General features: G+C 39.7%; 19 protein-coding genes and 1 pseudogene. 4 read left to right on the top strand and 16 right to left on the bottom strand.

What is annotated here, in order from left to right:
* Window positions 1–216: 216 nt before the first annotated feature.
* From IRB43_RS17770 to cspD, 3 genes and pseudogenes are all read right to left on the bottom strand, one after another.
* Window positions 217–429, bottom strand: a pseudogene (locus IRB43_RS17770) (carbon starvation CstA family protein); the annotation flags it as partial.
* Window positions 430–665: 236 nt separating this feature from the next.
* On the bottom strand, window positions 666–1,856 hold the full coding sequence (locus tag IRB43_RS05960) for an RNA-guided endonuclease InsQ/TnpB family protein (RefSeq protein WP_203362538.1): 1,191 nt from the start codon (window positions 1,854–1,856) through the stop codon (window positions 666–668).
* A 292-nt stretch (window positions 1,857–2,148) separates the two neighbouring features.
* Window positions 2,149–2,349: a cold-shock protein CspD gene (cspD, locus tag IRB43_RS05955; protein ID WP_094834266.1), complete on the bottom strand. Its 201-nt coding sequence runs from the start codon at window positions 2,347–2,349 to the stop codon at window positions 2,149–2,151.
* Window positions 2,350–2,663: 314 nt separating this feature from the next.
* Between cspD and yhfH the strand changes: the two genes are divergently transcribed.
* Window positions 2,664–2,798 carry a protein YhfH gene (gene yhfH / locus IRB43_RS05950; RefSeq protein WP_203362537.1) on the top strand — a complete coding sequence of 45 codons (135 nt, stop codon included), beginning with the start codon at window positions 2,664–2,666 and terminating at the stop codon, window positions 2,796–2,798.
* A 76-nt stretch (window positions 2,799–2,874) separates the two neighbouring features.
* On the opposite strand, the gene IRB43_RS05945 is transcribed toward yhfH, so the two are convergent.
* Together IRB43_RS05945 and IRB43_RS05940 are read right to left on the bottom strand one after the other, a co-directional pair.
* A complete protein-coding gene (locus IRB43_RS05945) occupies window positions 2,875–3,348 on the bottom strand; it encodes a hypothetical protein (protein WP_203362536.1) in 474 nt (157 codons plus the stop codon).
* A gap of 62 nt (window positions 3,349–3,410) precedes the next feature.
* On the bottom strand, window positions 3,411–4,793 hold the full coding sequence (locus IRB43_RS05940; RefSeq protein WP_203362535.1) for an aldehyde dehydrogenase: 1,383 nt from the start codon (window positions 4,791–4,793) through the stop codon (window positions 3,411–3,413).
* Window positions 4,794–4,974: 181 nt separating this feature from the next.
* Between IRB43_RS05940 and IRB43_RS05935 the strand changes: the two genes are divergently transcribed.
* The gene (locus tag IRB43_RS05935) at window positions 4,975–6,312 is read left to right on the top strand and encodes a sodium-dependent transporter (RefSeq protein ID WP_203362534.1); all 1,338 of its coding nucleotides are present in this window, start codon (window positions 4,975–4,977) and stop codon (window positions 6,310–6,312) included.
* An 87-nt stretch (window positions 6,313–6,399) separates the two neighbouring features.
* Here IRB43_RS05935 and IRB43_RS05930 read toward each other — a convergent pair whose 3' ends face one another.
* The 4 genes from IRB43_RS05930 to map all read right to left on the bottom strand — a co-directional run bounded on the left by IRB43_RS05930 (window position 6,400) and on the right by map (window position 10,945).
* The gene (locus IRB43_RS05930; RefSeq protein WP_238941845.1) at window positions 6,400–7,896 is read right to left on the bottom strand and encodes an FAD-dependent oxidoreductase; all 1,497 of its coding nucleotides are present in this window, start codon (window positions 7,894–7,896) and stop codon (window positions 6,400–6,402) included.
* A gap of 180 nt (window positions 7,897–8,076) precedes the next feature.
* Window positions 8,077–9,102 (bottom strand): metal ABC transporter solute-binding protein, Zn/Mn family, encoded by a 1,026-nt coding sequence (locus tag IRB43_RS05925; RefSeq protein WP_203362533.1) that lies wholly within the window; start codon window positions 9,100–9,102, stop codon window positions 8,077–8,079.
* Window positions 9,103–9,287: 185 nt separating this feature from the next.
* Window positions 9,288–10,082, bottom strand: a complete 795-nt coding sequence (locus IRB43_RS05920; RefSeq protein ID WP_238941844.1) for an alpha/beta fold hydrolase — start codon at window positions 10,080–10,082, stop codon at window positions 9,288–9,290.
* Window positions 10,083–10,201: 119 nt separating this feature from the next.
* A complete protein-coding gene (gene map / locus IRB43_RS05915; RefSeq protein ID WP_203362532.1) occupies window positions 10,202–10,945 on the bottom strand; it encodes a type I methionyl aminopeptidase in 744 nt (247 codons plus the stop codon).
* Between the two features lie 167 nt (window positions 10,946–11,112).
* Between map and IRB43_RS05910 the strand changes: the two genes are divergently transcribed.
* On the top strand, window positions 11,113–11,793 hold the full coding sequence (locus IRB43_RS05910) for a glycoside hydrolase family 16 protein (protein WP_203362531.1): 681 nt from the start codon (window positions 11,113–11,115) through the stop codon (window positions 11,791–11,793).
* A 49-nt stretch (window positions 11,794–11,842) separates the two neighbouring features.
* Here the strand turns inward: IRB43_RS05910 and IRB43_RS05905 are convergent, their stop codons facing one another.
* Window positions 11,843–12,481: an HAD-IA family hydrolase gene (locus IRB43_RS05905; protein ID WP_203362530.1), complete on the bottom strand. Its 639-nt coding sequence runs from the start codon at window positions 12,479–12,481 to the stop codon at window positions 11,843–11,845.
* A gap of 189 nt (window positions 12,482–12,670) precedes the next feature.
* Here IRB43_RS05905 and IRB43_RS05900 point away from each other — a divergent pair, with 189 nt between their 5' ends.
* Entirely contained in the window at window positions 12,671–13,411 is a 741-nt protein-coding gene (locus IRB43_RS05900; RefSeq protein WP_203362529.1) for a YwaF family protein, read from the top strand.
* Between the two features lie 19 nt (window positions 13,412–13,430).
* On the opposite strand, the gene IRB43_RS05895 is transcribed toward IRB43_RS05900, so the two are convergent.
* From IRB43_RS05895 to IRB43_RS05870, 6 genes are read right to left on the bottom strand one after another with little or no spacing between them, the layout of a single operon-like run.
* Window positions 13,431–14,174 carry a S8 family serine peptidase gene (locus IRB43_RS05895; protein ID WP_203362528.1) on the bottom strand — a complete coding sequence of 248 codons (744 nt, stop codon included), beginning with the start codon at window positions 14,172–14,174 and terminating at the stop codon, window positions 13,431–13,433.
* Window positions 14,152–15,822, bottom strand: a complete 1,671-nt coding sequence (locus IRB43_RS05890; RefSeq protein ID WP_203362527.1) for an ABC transporter ATP-binding protein — start codon at window positions 15,820–15,822, stop codon at window positions 14,152–14,154. The genes IRB43_RS05895 and IRB43_RS05890 overlap by 23 nt, the downstream gene beginning before the upstream one ends.
* 10 nt (window positions 15,823–15,832) lie before the next feature.
* Window positions 15,833–16,825, bottom strand: coding sequence for a peptidase U32 family protein (locus IRB43_RS05885; RefSeq protein WP_203362526.1), 993 nt, complete (start codon window positions 16,823–16,825; stop codon window positions 15,833–15,835).
* Window positions 16,826–16,839: 14 nt separating this feature from the next.
* Window positions 16,840–17,772, bottom strand: coding sequence for a hypothetical protein (locus tag IRB43_RS05880; protein WP_203362525.1), 933 nt, complete (start codon window positions 17,770–17,772; stop codon window positions 16,840–16,842).
* Window positions 17,773–17,830: 58 nt separating this feature from the next.
* On the bottom strand, window positions 17,831–18,904 hold the full coding sequence (locus IRB43_RS05875; protein WP_203362524.1) for a YncE family protein: 1,074 nt from the start codon (window positions 18,902–18,904) through the stop codon (window positions 17,831–17,833).
* A complete protein-coding gene (locus IRB43_RS05870; protein WP_238941843.1) occupies window positions 18,904–20,361 on the bottom strand; it encodes a radical SAM/SPASM domain-containing protein in 1,458 nt (485 codons plus the stop codon). Before IRB43_RS05870 ends, IRB43_RS05875 begins: the two co-directional genes overlap by 1 nt.
* Between the last annotated feature and the right edge of the window lie 4 nt (window positions 20,362–20,365).

Here is a 20,365-nt window from a genome sequence, read left to right as displayed (position 1 = left end):
CTTTTCCACTTATTATAGTATGTCATTCGTTAAAATACAAAAGAATCAAAGATGCTTAGATAGTCTATAATTATATTATGTAAAGTATATGAAAAAAGCTTCCATTTTAAATAATCTATTAAAACGGAAGCTTTTATGATGAATCTACGCTTATTGTACAAGCATTGTAGCAATATTAGATTTTCACTGAAGTATCATCGCCCACTGCCGTTAAAGAACGCCAAGCAAGGCAATCGCTCCAAGCATTTGATTAGCTGAGCCAAACAAAGGCCACACCGCACTCCAAGTCCCTGATAAAGCTAGAGCACCCGCCCCTACAACTACGACAATGGTTGCTACGTGATTGTTCGTAAAGATGGAAGCACGGCTTTCCGCAAACTCCTGCACGGCATACTTTCCAAGTCGAGTCGCTGAATCCAAAGTCGTCAATGAACCTCCCCCACCTATCGCTTCGCACTTCACTTGAGGTAGGGGTTTCTTGTCGATCCCCAAGACATCAGAAACTGGACAATGTCCATAGGTGTACACGACACCCTCGTCTGTCTTGGGGACTGACGCTCCCATACGGAAGCAGTGGTCTTGACGCAAGAAGTCTCTCAACCGCTTGCTGCCACCGTAAGCAACAGAGAGAGTCGAACTCCCTCTGGGGCGGTTCTGCCCATCTACTACGCCTGTACAGGACGTAGATACGTGATGTTCGTCAACATCACTTCGCGAAACTTTCCGTGCACATACTGGGACAAAATATTCCCTGCACCATGGATGTCCCGATGCCGTTCATAACCGCAGGAACATCGGTAATTTCGTGAACGCACTTTGTTTCGTTTTCCACAAGCAGGGCATGCTTGCGTTGTATAGGCTTCGTTTTCTTTTGATAAGGAAACACCGACCGTTTCTAATTTATAGGCTAGCTGTTTCGTGAGTTTTCCAAAACTCCAGTTGCTGAGTTTTTGGTTCACTTGTTTGGAGCGGATGCGTTTTCGTCGCTTATTTCGTTTGCTTGTGTGTCGCTGGACACCTTCCACATCACCAAGAGCGACATGACCAATCTTTTGTTCCACGCACCAGTTCACAAACGCACGGGTCGTCTTGTGTAGGAGATCACCTAGCTGTCGTTCGCTTTTGGAGAGAATGTACTTTTTTGCCCGATTGTATTGGCGCCATTTCCTCGACCCTTTTTGACACCGGCTCATGAAGATTTGCAGTTCTCTCACTTTTTTGTTTCGCAACCGGTGAACACTGCGCATCTTTCTGCCCGAAATCACTAGCGCTTGTCTATGAGTACTGACGGCGGCAATTGTATGAATTTCTCCTGGATCGATCGCGGCTGTATGACCATCTGACACGGGGACGGGCTCGATGCCGTCTTCATACGACAAACAGGCATGCCATCGACCATCATAGATGAGTTCCACTTCTTTGACTACACCAGCTGGAGCCGAGGCGAGTGTCAACACAAGAGGTGCCTGCTGTTTCCCTTGCCATCTTCCTAAGCTCAGGATCAGTTTCTGTCCTTCCAACACGAAGGATTTGTCGACCCATTTGGGAGGAAACACGAACTTTTCTTTGTATGGATACCGGATGGACTTGTTCGTTTTCCGCGCTTGGCGAACGCCTTCTCGGGCATGCAAAAACTTGTGGCACACCGCTTGGATCGTCTGACTGTGAAGCGGATACAAGCCTTTAAGTTCCGATTGAAGGTCGCTTTTGTTGATCCATTGGCCATGAATTCGGTAGTAATACCGAGCCAGCTGCACGCAGTCATTCCAAATCGTTCCGCAAAGCCGACGTAGGTGAAACAACTGTTGAAGCGTGGACCGTGGCGCTGTAAAGCTTGTTTTCAACGTGCGATACATCCCATCCCCTCCTTTATCATCATTATAAAACGAATATACGTTCTCATCAAGAGTGAATGGAAACTATCACCCTTTTTTCTTTCGACAACGTTCGAAAGGTCCTCCATCTCACGCTTTTCGGCTGTGCCGAATCGAGAGTCATCCCCTCTCTACTCGCTGGGCTGTGCCCTTCACGCTCCTTGAGGAAGAGGACTTCTCTCGGGTTATGTTAAAATAAAAATACTGCTTTTCCAATTTTTTTACACAAGAAAAGAGACTATCGCTTGGGATAGTCTCTTTTCTTATACATCTATTATTGTTTTTCTACGTTAGCAGCTTGTGGTCCACGTGGTCCTTCAACAACTTCGAAAGATACGCTTTGACCTTCTTCTAAAGATTTATAGCCTTCGCCTTGAATAGCGGAGAAATGTACGAATACATCGTCTTGTCCTTCAACTTCGATGAATCCGAAACCTTTTTCTGCATTAAACCATTTCACTTTACCTTGTAACATGTAATTTCCTCCTCGCGCAAACGCGCTCATTCATTTCTTGCTGTTTATTGCTATTTCAAGACGAAAACAATTTAAAACTATGCTCTCTTTTGAAACGAACTTAAACAACTGAATTAAATATATCATCTTATATACAATAAAGCAAGGATAATTGTTCCTTATCCTTGCTTTTTGACTTTTTGATCAGAAAATAGTACGATTGAACCAATTTTCAGAAAATTTAATTTTATCGTTTACAAATAACCACCCCGTGCGTATACTGTATTATAACAGAAGTTAAATAAAATTACTGTATTATAAAAGGAGAGAATAACATGATGATGAGTCCAGTAGAATTCTTTAGAACAATGCCTCAAAAAATGTGTCCAGAGTGTGGTGAGCATATGCATGAACAAGCAGAATCTTACTTAATGGAATGTGATCGCTGTCTATCTAAAAGAGATGAATAACACGTATATTACAGAAAATAAGGGTTGACTCATAAGTGTGGATTACACTTAAAAGAGTCAACCCTTATTTTCTACTCTATAAACCAAGCTGCTCAGCCATCGCATAAAGATGTTTGGGGATCTCAAAATGAGGGGGGGAGTCTGGTGCCACCCACATTCTTACAATATCGAGTTTATCAAGACTTAATGATACTTGATTCGTCATCGATTTGATTCGATAAACATCAGGATTAGCCATCATAAAAATAGTTGGCGCAGTTGCGTTTTGCTGAAACCTCATGATCTTTTCGATTTGGTCCGCGATGTGCGTTCTTAGCTGACTATTATCAAAGACAATATCCCCTTTTTGTTTTTTACTTTTTGATCCTTTGGCTTTGACAACAACGGTCCAATGACCTTTTTTCGCCACTACATCCGGCTCTGTTGATGAAAGGTTACTGTCTACTTGCCACCCTGTTTTTTCAAAATAATGAGCCGCTGCTGCAATGACTTCGTCTTGGTTCAACATACATTCATCTGGTACTTTTAAATCAGCTATACTCACAGGCATTTTTTTCACCTCAGTTAAAGTCATTCGACGCAGACCACGTTTTCCCTTCACCTATCAATTGTTCACTTCATAATTTTTTTCAGCCATTTCACTTTATCTCCATAAGGAGGAAAAATCATGGAATGACTTAGCTTGGTGCTTTTTTTCATGATGCTTTTTTGATGTGAAAAAGCATCAAAACTATGCTTCCCATGGTAACTGTTCATCCCTGAAGGACCAACTCCTCCAAACGGCAAATAAGGGCTTCCTACGTGAGACAATGTGTCATTTACACAGCCGCCGCCAAAGGAAATAGAAGATAGAACGGTCTTTTCTACCGCTTCATTTTCTGTAAATACATATAAAGCTAACGGTTTCGGATGTTTATTCACTTCTGTAATCACATCATTTAACTCTTGATAGCTTAATACCGGCAAAATCGGTCCGAATATTTCATCTTGCATCGAGGCATCGCCCCAATCCGCCGATTGTAAAATGGTTGGTGCGATAAACAAATCACTGCGATCAAACTCTCCGCCATAAAATATTTTTGACCGATCTTTTTCCATTATCTCTACTAAACGATCAAACTGTTTTTGATTGACAATCCGTCCATAATCCGGACTTTCTTGAGCGTTCTTTCCATAAAAATCAATGATTTCTTTTTTTAATTGCTTTAAAAAGCTTTCCTTAATATTGTGATGAACAAGCAAATAGTCAGGTGCAACGCAAGTTTGACCGGCATTCACAAATTTTCCCCAAACAATTCTTTTCGCTGCTGTTTCCAAGTCAGCCGTCCGATCAATAATGGCTGGACTCTTTCCTCCAAGTTCAAGTGTTAACGGGACAAGATGTCGGCTAGCTGCCTCCATTACAATTTTCCCGACAGGCACGCTTCCCGTGAAAAAAATATAATCAAGCGGAGCATGAATCAGTATAGAAGTCGTTTCTTTTTCCCCTTCAATCACTTGTATATAATTCGAGTCAAACGTTTGCTGAATCATTTCTTTAACTAAAGCAGAGGTGTAAGGTGTATGTTCAGATGGTTTAATCACCGCACAGTTTCCGGCTGCAATCGCGCCAATTAATGGTTCAATGACGAGCTGAAATGGGTAATTAAAAGGACCGATGATTAAAGCGACTCCGTACGGCTCTGACTGAATCCAGCTTTTTGCCGGCAATTGATAAACAGGTGTTTTCACCTTGATCGGGGCCGCCCATTTCTTTAAGTTTTTTGACACATAATTAATGCTATCTAACACTAAACCAATTTCTGTCGCATACGCTTCAAATTCACTTTTTCGCAAATCTTGATAAAGCGCCTCGATAATTTTCGTTTCATATTGGACAATCACTTTTTTTAATTGCTGAAGCGCCTTTAAACGAAAAGTGAGGTCTTTCGTTTCTCCAGTATGAAAAAACTGCTTTTGCCTATTGATGGTTTCATAGATTTGTTGTTCGTTCATTAAAGTGCCTCCTCATGCAATATCCATTTCTCTTATCTATTTATTACTTTACTCTTTTCCCTTCATTTTTCCCAACAATATGAGCGCAGGATTTTTTCTAAAAATTCGATTATGTTCTTTTCTATTTAATTAAAGTAGTATATGATGATTAAATATTAAGAAGAGAAATGGAGATTTAACAATGAATCAAACTGAACAATGGACATCCAAGATTGGCTTTATTTTAGCCTCAGCCGGTTCTGCTATTGGGATTGGAGCTATTTGGAAGCTCCCTTATGTAGCGGGCACAAGCGGCGGTGGGGCTTTCTTCCTTCTCTTTCTTTTGTTTACTGCATTAGTGGGGCTTCCTTTATTGCTTGGAGAGTTCGTCATTGGCCGGAGCACGCAAAAAGAAGCGATTCGCGCATATGAACATATTGCTCCCAAATCATTTTGGCCAGTGACTGGATATATTGGAGTCATTACATGCTTTATCCTTTTATCCTTTTACAGTGTGGTTGGAGGCTGGATCCTACAGTATTTACTGTTTGGTCTAACAGGTAAGCTTCAAACAACAGGCGACTTTGCTTCCTTGTTTGGAGAAACCATCGCATCTCCGCTTTGGTCAATCGGCGCTCAATTAGCATTTTTACTGATTACGATCACCGTTGTCTCACGTGGTATTCAAAATGGAATTGAAGCGGCAAACAAATATTTAATGCCGGCCCTTTTTATCATATTTATCGCTATCATTATTCGCTCATTAACATTGGACAATGCTATCGCTGGAGTAGAATTTTTTTTAAAGCCTGATTTCACTAAGATTACCTCTGAAGGCATCTTGTTTGCAATGGGGCAGTCTTTCTTCTCATTAAGTGTTGGTGTATCTGTTATGGTGACATACAGCTCTTATTTAGACAAAACACAAAACTTGCCGAAATCAGCTGTTTCTATTGCCAGTTTAAATATTATTATTTCTTTGCTTGCTGGATTAGCGATTTTCCCGGCTGTGTTTGCACTTGATGTGGAGCCGGCAGCAGGGCCAGGACTATTATTTATCGTTCTGCCTTCTATTTTTCAGCAAATTCCTTTCGGCTCGATATTTTTAATTTTATTTTTAGCGCTGTTTTTATTCGCGACCCTTACATCGGCTTTTTCGATGCTAGAAATTATCGTAGCTTCGATTGCCAAAGGGGATTCTACAAAACGAAAAAGTTTATCCTGGATCGTTGGGCTAATGATCTTTCTCGTTGGGATTCCTTCTGCGTTATCATTCGGTGTCCTTAGTGAGATCACTATCTTTAATAAAAGCATTTTTGATGCGGCTGATTTTCTTGTCAGCAATATTTTAATGCCATTAGGCGCGTTTTTAATTGCGATTTTTATCCCCTTAAAAATGGATAAACAATTGCTGATTGATGAATTATCGAAAGGAGCAGGCAATGTAAAGGGCTGGTTTGCTCTTTGGCTGCTTCTGCTGCGCTTTGTTGTTCCAATTATTATTATCATCGTCTTTCTTGATGTAATTGGCCTTATTTAAAAGAAAACCGTCCTTCATATGAAGGGCGGTTTTCTTTCCTATTTTCATCGATGAGAGATGAAACGATGCACCGATTGAGGTTTTTCTTTATTCTTTCAGCTTTTTTAACGGCTCCATTGCTGGGCCTTCCACCACTTCTCCTGAAACAGAAAAGCGGGAGCCATGGCATGGGCAATCCCATGTTTTTTCCGCATCATTCCATTCGCACTCACAGCCTAAATGCGTGCATGTTGTATCAACTAGATGCACCGTACCGTCTTCCTCTTTAAATGCTCCTGCTCTCTTTCCATTCCAATTGACAACTACTCCTTTATTCACAGGAAGCTCCTCATTATTTTGAAGAAAATAATCGAGTTTTCCTTTAATAAAATGACCGGCCACATCACTATTTTGTTTCACAAAATTTCTCAAACCAGGATCTGCTTTAAAACGCTGCGGAGAAAATAACTCTTCATAACGGTTTTGTTTATTCAAAATTAAATCAGATAGGAGCAGAGAAGATACAATGCTTGATGTCATTCCCCATTTTTTAAACCCAGTGGCTGTATAAATATTTTCCGCATTATTCACTTTTCCGATATAAGGAATATTATCCAATGTCATTAAATCTTGTGTAGACCAAGTAAATAATAACTCTTTAATTCCAAACTCTTTTTCTGCAAAATCAATTAACGCCTGATACCGCTCTTCTGTCGGATGATCTTGCCCCGTTTTATGTCCTTCTCCGCCAATGAGTAAAACTTCCTCCCCTTGGTACATCGCACTTCTCACCGAACGGGTCGGTTTTTCAGCTGTTATATACATACCGCCCGGAAACGCTTTTTTTGGCTTAATTGCTATAACATAAGAACGATTAGCATACATTTTCGTGAAATAAAAACCGCTATCATAAAAAGGAAAATGACTTGCAATGACAATGTGATCACCTACCGCTCTCTTACCGTCCAGTGTAATCACAGCTGATTTATCTCCTTTTTCAATGTCTTTTGCCACCGTTTGCTCATAAATTTCCCCGCCATGTTCTGTAATAAATTGCACTAACGGGCGCAAAAATTTAATCGGGTGAAACTGTCCTTGATTATTCATTTGCACCGCTTGCTTAAAAGGAGTTTTCCATGGCAACGTGCTAGCGATCCCTCCATCAATGCCTAATTCTTCATAACGATAGGCCTCTTCCTTTACCGTTTTTGTTTCTTGCTCTGCGTTCGTATACACATAAGCAATTTCATCGAGCCAGTCACAATCAATTGTTTCATCCTGTATCGTTTGTTTCACCCAAGTGATCGCTTCTTGATTCGCTTCATAATATAGTCTTGCCTGTTCTTTCCCGAAGTTTTGCATTAATTCATAGTAGATGAGATTATGCTGAGCCGTCATTTTGGCTGTTGTGTGACCTGTCGTTCCATTGACAAGCTTGGTTCCTTCGAGCAGCACGACTTTTCTCTTTGCTTTCGTTAATAAATAAGCAGTCACAATACCGGTAATCCCACCACCCACAATCACGACATCAGCAAATACATTTTGCTCGAGACTTGGGAAAGAAGGTAGTTTCACTTCTTGTTTCCATAATGTTTTTCTTATCAACTTTATTCCTCCTGTCTTGCTTACCTGTCATTATCATTCCATCTTTTTAGGAAAAGTATGCCAACAAAACAAGGGAGATTTTTACCCATGAGAAAAAACCTTGCCTCCCTCTGTGAAATCACCAGCTTCATCAATGATGAATGCTGTTTCACTTAAAGGAAAAAGGCAAGGCTCTTTTCATTATTTTGTTGCTTTTTTCAATGTCTCAATGTTTTTTTCCATTAATGTCACATAGTTCTCTTTCTTCGCTTCGTCCTCTTTCGTTAATACAGCTAGATTATGAATCTGTAAAGCTTCTGCCCTCAATTCACTTTGGACAATCTTCGCTACTTTCGGCGTAATATTTTGTTCGAAAATAACATATTTAATATTGTGCTCTTTCGCTGTCTCTACCATGTCTTTTAATTGTTTTTGAGAAGGTTCATCTGTCGGTGATAAACCAGCTACACTAATTTGTTTTAAGCCATAGTTTTTCTCCCAATAACCAAAAGCGGCGTGTGATACAAGAAATTCTTTATTTTTGGCATGATCCGCCATTTCATGAAATTGTTCGTCTAATTTCGATAACTGTTCCTTTAATGAATTAAAATTGTTTTCAAACTCTGCTTTATGCTCAGGTTGTAGCTCTATTAACTGATCTTTCACAACTTCAGCCATTTGAATGGCTAATGTTGGATCGATCCAAACGTGAGGATCTGTATCTCCATGATGATGTCCATCATCATGCCCATGAGCCTCTTCATTCTCCTGTTCATGAGCGGCGTGATCCTCGTGATCTCCATGTGTAGCTTCTTCATGCGCATGCATTTGTTTATGGGCGTCTATATCGATTGTTTTACCAACCTCAACTACCTTTACTTTTTCACTTTTCATCGACTCGTTTAATTTATCGCCAAAAGGCTCTAATCCAAGCCCGTTATACATAAATAAATCAGCTTGTGCAATATCGATCATTGTTTTCGAAGTCGGCTCATATGTATGAGCGTCTACACCTGCCGGCAAAACACTTTCCACTTCAACAAATTCTTTTCCGATTTCTTCAGTGAAGAACGTTAAAGGATAAATCGTAGTGTACACTTGCAATGGAGCATCCTGTTTGTTACCTTCTTTGTTTTCCTGATTATTCTCCGTCTTTTCACTGGAACATCCGGCTATAATAAGCATAATGGCTGATATTATGCCAATCATTGAAAATATTCGTTTCATCAAATTTCCTCCTCATTACTAATGTTAACTGTATGAAATTATATCGAAATGATTCCGTTTTGTAAATAGTAACTATTACGATTTAATAAAAAATAAAAAGGAAAGAAGTCTGCCGCCAAAGAAAAATATTTATATAAATATTTTTCGGGCGTCAGACTCTTTACGAAACCGCTCAACACACTTTTTTATTGAGCTTCTTTCATCCTATTGTCCGTGTTTAATAAAAACTCAATAGACGCTTCATTAAATTCTTTGCTTTTTTCCACATTACATACATGCCCGCAATCCTTGAGTAACATAAATGTAGCATATGGATCTTCTGCAATATCCTTTTGCAATTGCTTAATAAACAAATGATCCTCTGAACCCGAAATGTATAGCTTCCGCACTCCTTTAGAGCTCTCCGGCACTCCCTCATATACCTCTTCTACCGTATCGACTAAATTGAACCAAGCAAGAAAATCAGGCCGTTTCATTTTGGTAGCTTGGCTAATAAACAAAGACCGCGATTTTCGGTTCATTTTTCCCGGCATAATAATATAGGCACAAAGCTTGTAGATCCATAGAAAAGGAGTGAAGGATTTAATCAGCTTTCCTACTTTAATCAAAAACTTAGAAAAGAGATTAAAATGAGTAATAGCTCCGCCCAATACAGCTGAATATACTCGTTTCGGCGCCATTTTAAAGATCGAATGAATCACAATCGTTCCTAAAGAAATGCCAATAAAATGCGCTTTTTTAATTAATAAATGATCAAGCACATGCAATACTTCTTGAGCCGCGACATCAATATTAAAGCTTTTTTCATCTTCTACACTTGGACTCTTCCCATGTCCGTGAAGATGAACAGCTAATATATTAAAATGTTTTTTTAAAGATTTGAGATTGCTATAAAAAATGCTGGAATTTCCACCCATACCATGAATAAGCACTACATATTGATCCGAATTAGCATGTTCATATAACTTATAATCTAACAATGGATTGAACTCCTTTACTAAATAAGAAAATTGTCGATTCCTTTAAGCATACATTATTTGACTGCTCTAGACAATAAAAAAGCCGAATCAAATGAGGAGTAGATTCAGCTTTTTTATTGTTATTTTGTTAAAATGATCGGTTCACCTTTTGTAATCACAATTGTATGTTCAATTTGAGCAACGAGGCTGCCATCAGGCGTTTTATATGTCCAGCCATCGCCGCTTTCCACAATCATTTCTGCTTTCGTTGAAACGAACGGTTCAAACGCAATAACCATTCCTTCCTTTAACAAAGCATTATCCCATGGATCAAAATAGTTTAAAATATGGTCCGGCGCTTCATGCAAGGAACGACCAACACCATGTCCTGTTAAGTTTTTAATAACGGTAAATCCGTGCCGGCGCGCTTCATTCATAACAGCTTTCCCAATTTGGTTTTGCTTCGCTCCTGCTTTTGCTTTCGTCAATCCATGTTCAAAGGCCTTTTCAGCTGCTTGACATAATTTCGTTAAAATTGGATCTCCTTCACCAACAACGAAAGAAATACCTGTGTCAGCAAAATATCCATCGTAAGATCCGGAAACATCGATATTAATCAAATCCCCTTCTTGAAGGATTCTTTCCCCCGGTATGCCATGAGCCACTTCATCATTAACGCTAATACAAGTAAAACCTGGGAAGTCATACTCCCCTTTTGGACCAGAAATGGCTCCATGTTTCGCAAATAGTTCGCCGCCTAGTAAGTCTAACTGTTTTGTTGTCACACCTGGCTTAGTAGCTGCGCGCATCTCATCTCGTATCTCAGCTACAATTTTGCCAATTTTTTTTAAAGCTTGAAGCTCTTCATCGTTTTTAATAATCATAAAACTCTTCCTTCTTTATTTAATATCTCTTTTATATTACTATACAGAAATAGGATGCGCTTGAAAAGCCTTTACGATTATATTATATTTACTAAAAATGCATTTCGTCACCATAGCGCAACTTAACTGGCGATATAAAAAAATTCACTTTAAGATTAGGAACGATCATGAAATTCAAACTATTTCTTTTGATGTCCATACTGCTTCTCGCTTTCATTGTTATTAATTTTCCTTGGTTCCAACATGCCCTGCTTGTTCACCCATGGAACCGAACAGTAGAACGATTTGATACATTCAATGATAAGAGGTGGGAAATCAGAAAAGAATTTCCGCTTGGACAAGGTTATTTATTAGCCAATCAAGTGAGCCATCAACGAGGGAAAATCATTTTGTCGCTTTCCGATCAAGAAGGAAATGGCGGAGAAATCCGGACGAGAGAAACATTCCAATACGGGCGGTTTGAAGCTGACATTCAAGTAGCGGATGCTCCTGGGTCGATCACCGGCTTTTTTCTTTATGCCCCTCCTGATCTGTATCATGAAATTGATATTGAAATATGGAATGACTCTAGTGGAAAAGTATTGTTTACAATTTATAAAGATGGAAAGGAAGCTAAACAAGCTACTTATCAATTGCCTTTTGATCCGACAAAATCGGTTCACCGCTACAGAATGGATATATTGCCTGATGAAGTAAGCTTCTATATTGATGGAGAACAAATACAGGCGTGGGAAGGGCAATTTAGTTCGAAGGACATGCAGCTCATGATCAATAGCTGGTACCCTACTTGGTTAACAAAACAAAAAGCGAACAAACGAGAAACAGTCATTGAACAAGTCCAATATTAAAAGGATACCCATTTTTAATGAGTATCCTTTTTCCGTTAGATTCAACCATTCAACTTATATTTAATTTAGAAATGATCGGCAATACTTCTTGCGGCTGTTCGGCCACATAATCAGGGTTGGCTTTTAAAGCCACTTCTGCATCATCATATCCCCACCCTGCCCAGACGACTTTAATACCAGCTTTATTGCAAGCGGTGATATCTCTCTCCTCATCCCCGACATATAATGCATCAGATGGTGCTAGTTGATACTTATTCATTAGCTTCTTAATCATTTTGTCCTTGCTGAAAATAAACTTCGAGCATAAAATTTCATCAAAATAGTCAACTTGATGGGTTTTTAAAGATTGACTAATAATATCTTTGGCGTTTGAAGAAATGATCGCCAGGCGGTATCCTTGCTGTTTTAATTCATCTAGTAGCTCTTTAATCCCTGGGAAAAACTGAAATCCCATCCCTGACTCTCTTACATAACGATACAGTTTGGGAGCCGCAAATGGGATGTTGCGTAAAGGGAAATTTAAATACTTGCATCGTTCAGGAATAGACATTTTGCTCAAAGGTTCTAAATCTGACTCTTGTACAATCCGATAGCCTTCCCGCGCAGCCATCTCATTATAAGCTTCAATGAAAAGCGTTAATGAGTTCGCTAACGTTCCATCGAAATCAAATACAATATATTTCGGCATCAGTCACACCACCTTATTGGATTACCTTAATTATACCAATTTCCCGAGCTACTCACATCGATTCTGCTTTTACTTAACAATGAATTAATAATTATTAAATGCTTTCCTTATCCAACCCGTTCTTTTTTCATATCTAAAAATGATCGCCATAAAATATGGTAAACTATTTGTGTGAGAGGAGGAAAAAACATGGATTGGTTCGGCGGAAGCAATGAGCAATTTCCATTTCATATGTTTTCAGCTAGTCATATAACTATTTTATTTATTTTAGTTTCAATTATTATTTTTATGTACGTTTTTAGAAATCAGTTACAAGCTCTTGAGCTAAACTATGCAGAAATTAGTGTAGCCCTGTTTTTATTAACGTTAGAATTGGCGTACCATGTTTGGATGATTGTCACGGATAGCTGGGATCTTAGTCATTCCATCCCGTTAGAATTATGCAGCATTAGTTTACTTTTAACTGTCATTTTATTAATCAGTAAAAAGAGGATCGCCTATGAAATCTTATTATTTACCGGCTTGCTCGGAGCTTCTCAAGCTTTAGTCACTCCATTCTTAACGTTTGATTTTCCGCATTTCCGATTTTTTCACTTTTTCATCACTCATATGATCATTTTTTGTACACCTCTATATTTTACATGGGTGAAAGGCTATCGCCCAACTATTTATTCCGTTTTCAAAATGATCATCTTTGTCAATGTACTTATGCCTTTTGTAATGACGATGAATTGGCTCTTCGATGGAAATTATTTGTACTTACATCACAAACCAGAAGGGACAAGCCTACTCGATCTATTAGGTCCTTATCCTTGGTATATTCTTTCCTTAGAGTTTCTCACTTTCAGCTTAAGTTTAATCATTTGGCTCATATTTCGAGAAAAGAATCCAAACATTAAGGTGAAAAATGCCTTTCAACGAGAGCTTTAATCATCAAAAGAGCATCTGATCAGATGCTCTTTTGATGGACAGTCTGCTGTTCACTCAGCTTGATGAACAGCTGATTCATTTCAGAGACCGTTTTTATCTCTGAATACTTTTCTTTGACCTTCGCCATCATTCCTGTCACATGTGCTGCAGCAAAACTATGCCCCTGGTAGTTAAACTTTTGCAGGGGGCCTTCTAAACTTCTAGGAACACCTACTGTTTGAAAAGCAATCGGCTCATCTGGCGAAAAATGAAAAACACCGCTTCTCCCATGTTTCGCGCTTCGGACAGCATATATAGAAGGATAGTAGCCTGGCCAATATAAACCATTTTGTTCATCACATGCCGACACAATGAAAATGCCCGCTTCATTCGCTTGCTCGCAAATATGACGAAAGGCGGCAATATCTTGATTGACTCCTAAACTCAAATTAATTATATCCATTTTCTGCTCTATGCACCATTCAATTGCAACACATAGCACTTCAATATACGTCGTGAGCCGCTCATGAAAAATCTTCACCGCCCACAGTTCCGCTTCCGGCACTTGCTCTTTAATCACTCCTGCAACCGCCGTTCCATGCCCGAGACCATCTTGAAAGCTTTCCTCGAGCACAATTTTTCCCTGATCAGTTACCTCGAAAGCGATTCCTCCAGCCACTTTGCCAATATGCGGATGCCATTCATTAATGCCGCTGTCAATATGAGCAATTTTGATACCTCGCCCATTCCCCCATTTTCCCTTATCCATGCAAAACTGATACATATTCATTCGCCACCTTTCCTCTAATCTGTTTCGATTCATTTGTAGATAAATCCACTATGCGATCCAGCCAGGCTAAATGATCATAGCGATGAGTGATGACTATGACCGTTTTCGTTTGCAACCGCTCTTGTAGCCGCTGAAACAATTGCTGCTCTGATTGTATATCCAAATGACAAGTCGCTTCATCAAATATATATATATCAGCCTCTTGCAATAACGCTCGGGCAAGTACAAGCCGCTGTTTCTGCCCAGCGGATACCGTCAGTCCTCGACCATCAAGCTGTGTATTCATTTTCTCGGGCAATGCCTGAATCCATTCCGATAACCCAACTAACTCTATTATTCCCTCTAGTTCCGCTACTGTTGTTTCTTTGTTGCCTAACCTTAAAAATTGTTCAATCGTCGTGCACCACACAGGATGATCATGTGCAACTAGGCAAACTTTTTTATACCAGCTCGTTTTAGAAAATTCACGAATATTGTGATCATCTAAGTAAATCGCTCCGTTAACCGGTTCATACAGTTGGGCGAGCAACTGAGCAATCGTGCTTTTCCCCTTGCCATTTTCTCCAATGAGGCCGACTTTTTCGCCTGATTGAATACGAAAGGTAAAATCGGTTAAGATTGGCCGATTCGGATGATGAGAAAAAGAGACGTGATCAAAGTGAATGGTACGAAACGACTCTGGGACATCTTTTCCCTCGATTGCAATAGGCGGAATATAGAAGAAATCATTGATGCGCTGTATGGATGCGCGGCCTTTTTGAAATTTGATATACAGTTGAGCCATCCCTTGCACAGTGGCGAACAGACTCGCTTGATACGCCATAAAAGCGAGCATCGTCCCTAATGTCATCTCTCCTTGCATGACCTGCTGCCCTAAAAATACCAGCATCAAAACAGCTGAGCCCATTAAAATGAACTGTGGGATTCCTTGGGCTGAGGCATTCGTAAACATGACTTTCATATTTTGTTTATTAATATGGTCGAGTTCCGCTTTAAACTGCTGTTGTAGCTGTTTTTCGATATGAGCGGTACGAATCCAATTCATTGCTGAAAAGGTTTCGTAAAGAAAACTTTGATTCTTTGCTGATGCTTTTCGAAATTCCATTTGATTGATAAAAATGAGGTGCCGAAATGCATGCACACCGAACACTAATAAAGGAATAAACAGAAAAGACAATAAAGTTAAACGCCAATTCAAAAACAATAATAATGCCACGTTAAACACAAAAGTTAAGCCAATAGTGAATAGCTGCAATACATTTTCTGTGTACAGCCGCTGTATTTCTGTTATATCCTCGTTCATTCGAGATAAAATATCACCCGTTCGTTTTTTTGCAAAAAAAGCGAACGGGAGATGCAGTAAATGTTGATAGAATGCCGTTCGCATATCAACCATGATATGTAAACTCATTCGAAAATAAAGAAACTTTGTAAAGAGCGCCACACCATAACCAACGGCTGCTACTACAACAGCTACTGTTAAAACGAGCGAGAAAGAATAACGTTTGGTAAGCAATACTTCATCAATAAAAAACTTACCAATCATCGGCTGTGCCGCTGTAATAAATGTTGAGATCAATCCCATTGCAAAGACAAGCAAAAAGACAAAACGATACGGTTTGATGAAAGAAAACATATTCATCACTCTCACCTCAGCGATAATAGCACATCAGCCCCGAGTCACAATATTGAGGCTGATTGCGAATCGTTTTTGCCGTTTGCTTTATCTCCTCTTCCTCTGCTTGTTTTCGAACTTGGTCGACGACCGCTTTCACCATCTGGACGCTAGCTAACTTTCGATAAGGTGCTCCTTCACGACCGACAATCTTTAGTGAATCGACCCCCATATGAAACAGTTTTCCGAGCGAACACAACCCACAAGGTCCGAGCGGCAAACCGTCGGAAGCAATTTGACAGTTGCAGTCATTGACAAACCAAACAAACTCACGATAGTCATTGACTTGCTCAGTCAGTTTCTCCATTTCCCGAGAAGACAACTGCTTGTTTCCATCGGCATGAAACGCTTCATATTCCCATTGTGATTGGGCACAAAAGGCGCCTGCTGAATGAGTTGTCATACAAAAGCTTTCTTCGTATACGCAACCATCATTTAAAATAAACATCTCTAGCTCTATATCCCCAGCTGCTTCTTTTAATGCGGGAATTTCGTTCAATTGAACACTTCGGGGAAGAACGATTCTTTCTACACCCATTTGTTTATACAATTCAATGCTTCCAGTATTCATTGGAGCCGCTAAACTGCTCACATGGATCGCCGCTTGCGGCACTTTCTCCTTCATCGCCATCATTAACCCCGGATCGCTGACGATGAAGGCCCGGACGCCAATGTCTTCGGAGCAATGCTTAATTAAATCGATCAGCATCGGGTATTGTTCTTCCATATAATAAGGAGCATTTAACGTTAAGAAAATCGGAATAGTATAACTTTCTGCTTGTCGTACCGCTGCTTGTAAATCTTGAAAGGAAGGAAAACCAGCGTATGGATTACGCCGGTTGATCCATACGCCTGGTGAATATTGCTTCATCCACTCATTTGGAGTAATACCGCAGTAAAATTCTTCTGCTCCATTTTCAGCTAACATCTCTACTTCTTCTTTGGAGCCAAGCGGTGCTAAAATTTTCATCTTTTTCGCCTCCTTTAAACTGGTATCCTAATGCTATATACAGCTCTAGCATGTTCAATCGTTTGTAAACTGGAAAAGGCAGTCTTGACCAGCCCCTGATCGTGACTGTAAAAAGCAGTCGTTCCCTTTTGAAATACACGGCTTTTCATATCTTTGTGGAGCTTGTTTTTCAACTCAAAAACATATAATTGGCATTGCTGTTTGCATTCTGGGTCGCCGCGGAACTTATCCGCTTTATCGGTATCCATAAAGCCCACCATACAAGCACTTCCGCTAGCGACACAACCAAACGGAAAATGAAGACCAATTGTTTTCTCAGCTTCCTTGGCGCTCAATGAATTCCCTTGAATTAATTGATCGAATTCGTATCCAGTTACCTTTCCATCTGCTAAAAACTGTTTAAAACCCTCAGCAAACAACCCCGTATTCTTAAAGAAGTGTTTCCCCTCTTCCGGTGCCTTGCTGTCATTATAATAATGGGCCACACGCGGGTCACGAATCGATTTATTTAGTAGTCGGCCAATCACTAAATGAAGATGAGGAAAATGGGTTTTCGTATAATAATAGACTCCCCAATCATTAACAATCACTTCGATTACTTTTTCTTGCTGCTCAGCCTGTTCGTTTAAAAAAGCCAGCAACTCATGAAGCTGCTGATATTTTTCTTCGTGTACGTAGGGAGTAGCAAAAGAGAAAGCAAGACCATTTTCCAAGCAAAACTCCAGTGCTTTCTTGACATTTTTCAACGAAGGAATACGATATTGGCAAAACTCCGAGCCAAATACGATTCGGTCAGGAACGGATACTTCTCCAAACGTTTTCTTCCATTCTTCAAAAAACACCGTTTGTAGTTCCGCTTCTATCTCACTTTGTGATTCAATAGGATTCCAAGGTTCTTTCACATGTTTTAAATCTCTTATCGATTGAATAGCCACAGCAAGTTCCATGAAGCGATCCCCCTCTGTTCCTTTGTCACCATGAAGCGATGGTTACTAATCTCGTTCATTATTTGTTTTGAATTTTAATGACTTTAAGATCTAAACTATCCGTCGGAATAGTCAGTTTCTTCTCAACTTGCAAGTCTTTATTCGCAATAATAAAGTCATTTCCCGCACCGCTAAAATATAGTTTTTCTTCATCGGCACTTAAATTCACTCCATACATGCTTCCAACTGGAGGCGTAGCTTCTTTCACAATTTTTTGTGATTGAATATCTACCTTGTACCACTTATTTAAAGTCGTATAAGCAAACTCCTCTTTTTGATCAATGATCGCTGAAAACATCCCAATCGGCTCTCGATCATATTCTAATGTTTTCATGTCTCCTGAAGCTAAATTCATCCACATAACACCTTCTGTTACACGTCCATCCGGATATTGCTTTATTAACGGAATGGAATTGATTCCGTTTTCTCCTCTAGGAAACAGCATAAGAAAGTTGCCTGATCCGTCCTCTGCCTTTTCAGGGTGCTTAATCCCTTGCTTTAATGTCAGTTTCATCTTTTTAACATCTAATTCATGAAGGTCATACCCCCAAATATAGATCGTATTCGGGTCTCCTTTTTTAAACTGGAGAACATGCGTGCCATAAGGAGCTTCCACGCTGCGCAACTCTTGTTTACTAGCAATATCAATTTCTAGTATTTTACTTGGATGAGCTTTAAAGCTGTTCTTCCTTTTCTCTCCTTGAGTCACGAAAGCATAAGCTTTTTTTCCATCGGGCGAAATCGTGCTTCCCCATACGCGGCGATCTAACAAGCCTTGATCCGTTCTTGCTTGCAAATTAATTTCTGACTTCACTTTATTATTCATCGTATCTACCACATAAAGCGTTGTCCGGCCATTAGCTAAAAATAAGCCTGTTCTGCCATCTTCAGAAAAACTCATATCTCGAACAGGCCCTTTTACTTTAATGCCCTCCATTACTTTCGGAACAGACGGATCAACAGGAATAATTTGTCCATATCCGGAAATGTACACTCTTTCTGTATAATTTCCTTCTGCATGACTGAAAAAGCTTGTGTTTCCAATAATCAGCAATAAAGCTAGTATAAATAGTGAAACGGTTTTCTTGGCCATTAGTTACTCACACACCTCTCTTTTGTGACACCGCTGATTTTCTCTAAAAAAGTAGGGTTTTGTTGAGAAATTCTTACATATGCTTTCAGTCCAATCGTGATCCATTCGTGCATCCAATTACAGTAATGAGCATTGGGAGCCCGGTAATCTCCTTGTCTTTCCATCGCCTCGTAATAACAGCCGCCAGAGCAAATATGCTTTAACGCGCAAGATTGACAAGTCGGCTTGCGATCCACATGCAGTTCATCTAACATACTAGCTCTCTTCTTCTGATCAATCCCAAAGAAAATGTCTCCCATCCGAAATTCTTCATTTTCATTGAAGCGATGACAAAGGAATAACCCGCCATCCGGACTGACCGCAAAAAAGCCTAGCCCCGCTCCACAACCGTACGCTTTATTCGTACCGATGTGTAGTTCCTTTAAAAGATTAGTTAAATTTGAAAAGCCGACGTATTCATTTTTTAATGCATGTTCAACAAATAACTCAGTCAATTCTTCAAACTGGCGCAATAATTCCTTTAAATCGTCATCATCTAAAGCAAGATTCATATTCGTCTCAGTGACAGGAGCAAATCCCACCTCATAGAATCCTTTAGATAACAGATGCTTTAAAGATGTTTCGAGCTTCTCAAAATCCTTGACAACTGTCACTCGAGTGCCAATTGGCGCAGAGTGATGAATATTCATTAACTTTTCGACATTTTGACTGACGCGATCATACGAGCCTTGTCCTCCAGCTAATGGTCGATGCCGGTCATGAGCTTCTTTCGTTCCATCCATACTGACAGAAACCATCACTTTATATTCGTTCAAAAACGACATTTGCGCTTCTGACATTTTACTTCCATTAGTTGTTAAGGAAAAACCCACTCGTTTGCCGTGTTTTTCAGCTTCTAATGTGGCCTGTTCCACTACATATTTCAACGTGTTCCAATTTAAAAAAGGCTCTCCCCCAAATAAAACAATATTCACTTCTTTCTCTTCAAAACTGTTTTCCATTAAAAATTGAATGGCTCGATCCGCTGTGTCCACAGACATATACTTTTGTGGCGCTCCATATTCTCCATCTCCTGCATAACAATAGGTGCAGCGTAAATTGCATTCATTCACTAAATGAAAAACAAGCGTTTTAACAGGCATTTTTTCCGTTGTTAACGGCGGAGCAGGGGTATTCGAAAAGCGCGATTCATAAGAGGCATCCCTGTGAATCATCTCCATCTGCTCAAGCTCCGCTAACACCTCCGCAAATTGCGGGTTCTTTTCTAGCAATTGCTTTTCTGAAAGAGTCCGTGTATCCGCTATTTGCTCTCCATATTCATTAAACGTTTGAACCATATGTTTAGATAGCTCATCTAGCTCTATAATATTTCCTGTTAACCCATGGAATAAATATTCTCTATCTTCTACTTCAAATGGAATATAATTAGTTAATGTGACGTTTGCGATAGTGGCCAACTCC

The sequence above is a fragment of the Bacillus sp. REN10 genome, assembly GCF_016820555.1.
Lineage (GTDB): Bacteria > Bacillota > Bacilli > Bacillales > Domibacillaceae > Bacillus_CE.
The sequence above is the reverse complement of the archived record's forward strand: the minus strand, read 5'-3'. Positions and strand labels throughout refer to the sequence as shown.

Excerpts from the sequence above, each read along its gene's own strand:
- IRB43_RS05960 (WP_203362538.1), bottom strand. The coding sequence starts at position 1,856 with ATGTATCGCACGTTGAAAACAAGCTTTACAGCGCCACGGTCCACGCTT.
- cspD (WP_094834266.1), bottom strand. The coding sequence starts at position 2,349 with ATGTTACAAGGTAAAGTGAAATGGTTTAATGCAGAAAAAGGTTTCGGA.
- yhfH (WP_203362537.1), top strand. The coding sequence starts at position 2,664 with ATGATGATGAGTCCAGTAGAATTCTTTAGAACAATGCCTCAAAAAATG.
- IRB43_RS05945 (WP_203362536.1), bottom strand. The coding sequence starts at position 3,348 with ATGCCTGTGAGTATAGCTGATTTAAAAGTACCAGATGAATGTATGTTG.
- IRB43_RS05940 (WP_203362535.1), bottom strand. The coding sequence starts at position 4,793 with ATGAACGAACAACAAATCTATGAAACCATCAATAGGCAAAAGCAGTTT.
- IRB43_RS05935 (WP_203362534.1), top strand. The coding sequence starts at position 4,975 with ATGAATCAAACTGAACAATGGACATCCAAGATTGGCTTTATTTTAGCC.
- IRB43_RS05925 (WP_203362533.1), bottom strand. The coding sequence starts at position 9,102 with ATGAAACGAATATTTTCAATGATTGGCATAATATCAGCCATTATGCTT.
- map (WP_203362532.1), bottom strand. The coding sequence starts at position 10,945 with ATGATTATTAAAAACGATGAAGAGCTTCAAGCTTTAAAAAAAATTGGC.
- IRB43_RS05910 (WP_203362531.1), top strand. The coding sequence starts at position 11,113 with ATGAAATTCAAACTATTTCTTTTGATGTCCATACTGCTTCTCGCTTTC.
- IRB43_RS05905 (WP_203362530.1), bottom strand. The coding sequence starts at position 12,481 with ATGCCGAAATATATTGTATTTGATTTCGATGGAACGTTAGCGAACTCA.
- IRB43_RS05900 (WP_203362529.1), top strand. The coding sequence starts at position 12,671 with ATGGATTGGTTCGGCGGAAGCAATGAGCAATTTCCATTTCATATGTTT.
- IRB43_RS05895 (WP_203362528.1), bottom strand. The coding sequence starts at position 14,174 with ATGTATCAGTTTTGCATGGATAAGGGAAAATGGGGGAATGGGCGAGGT.
- IRB43_RS05890 (WP_203362527.1), bottom strand. The coding sequence starts at position 15,822 with ATGAATATGTTTTCTTTCATCAAACCGTATCGTTTTGTCTTTTTGCTT.
- IRB43_RS05885 (WP_203362526.1), bottom strand. The coding sequence starts at position 16,825 with ATGAAAATTTTAGCACCGCTTGGCTCCAAAGAAGAAGTAGAGATGTTA.
- IRB43_RS05880 (WP_203362525.1), bottom strand. The coding sequence starts at position 17,772 with ATGGAACTTGCTGTGGCTATTCAATCGATAAGAGATTTAAAACATGTG.
- IRB43_RS05875 (WP_203362524.1), bottom strand. The coding sequence starts at position 18,904 with ATGGCCAAGAAAACCGTTTCACTATTTATACTAGCTTTATTGCTGATT.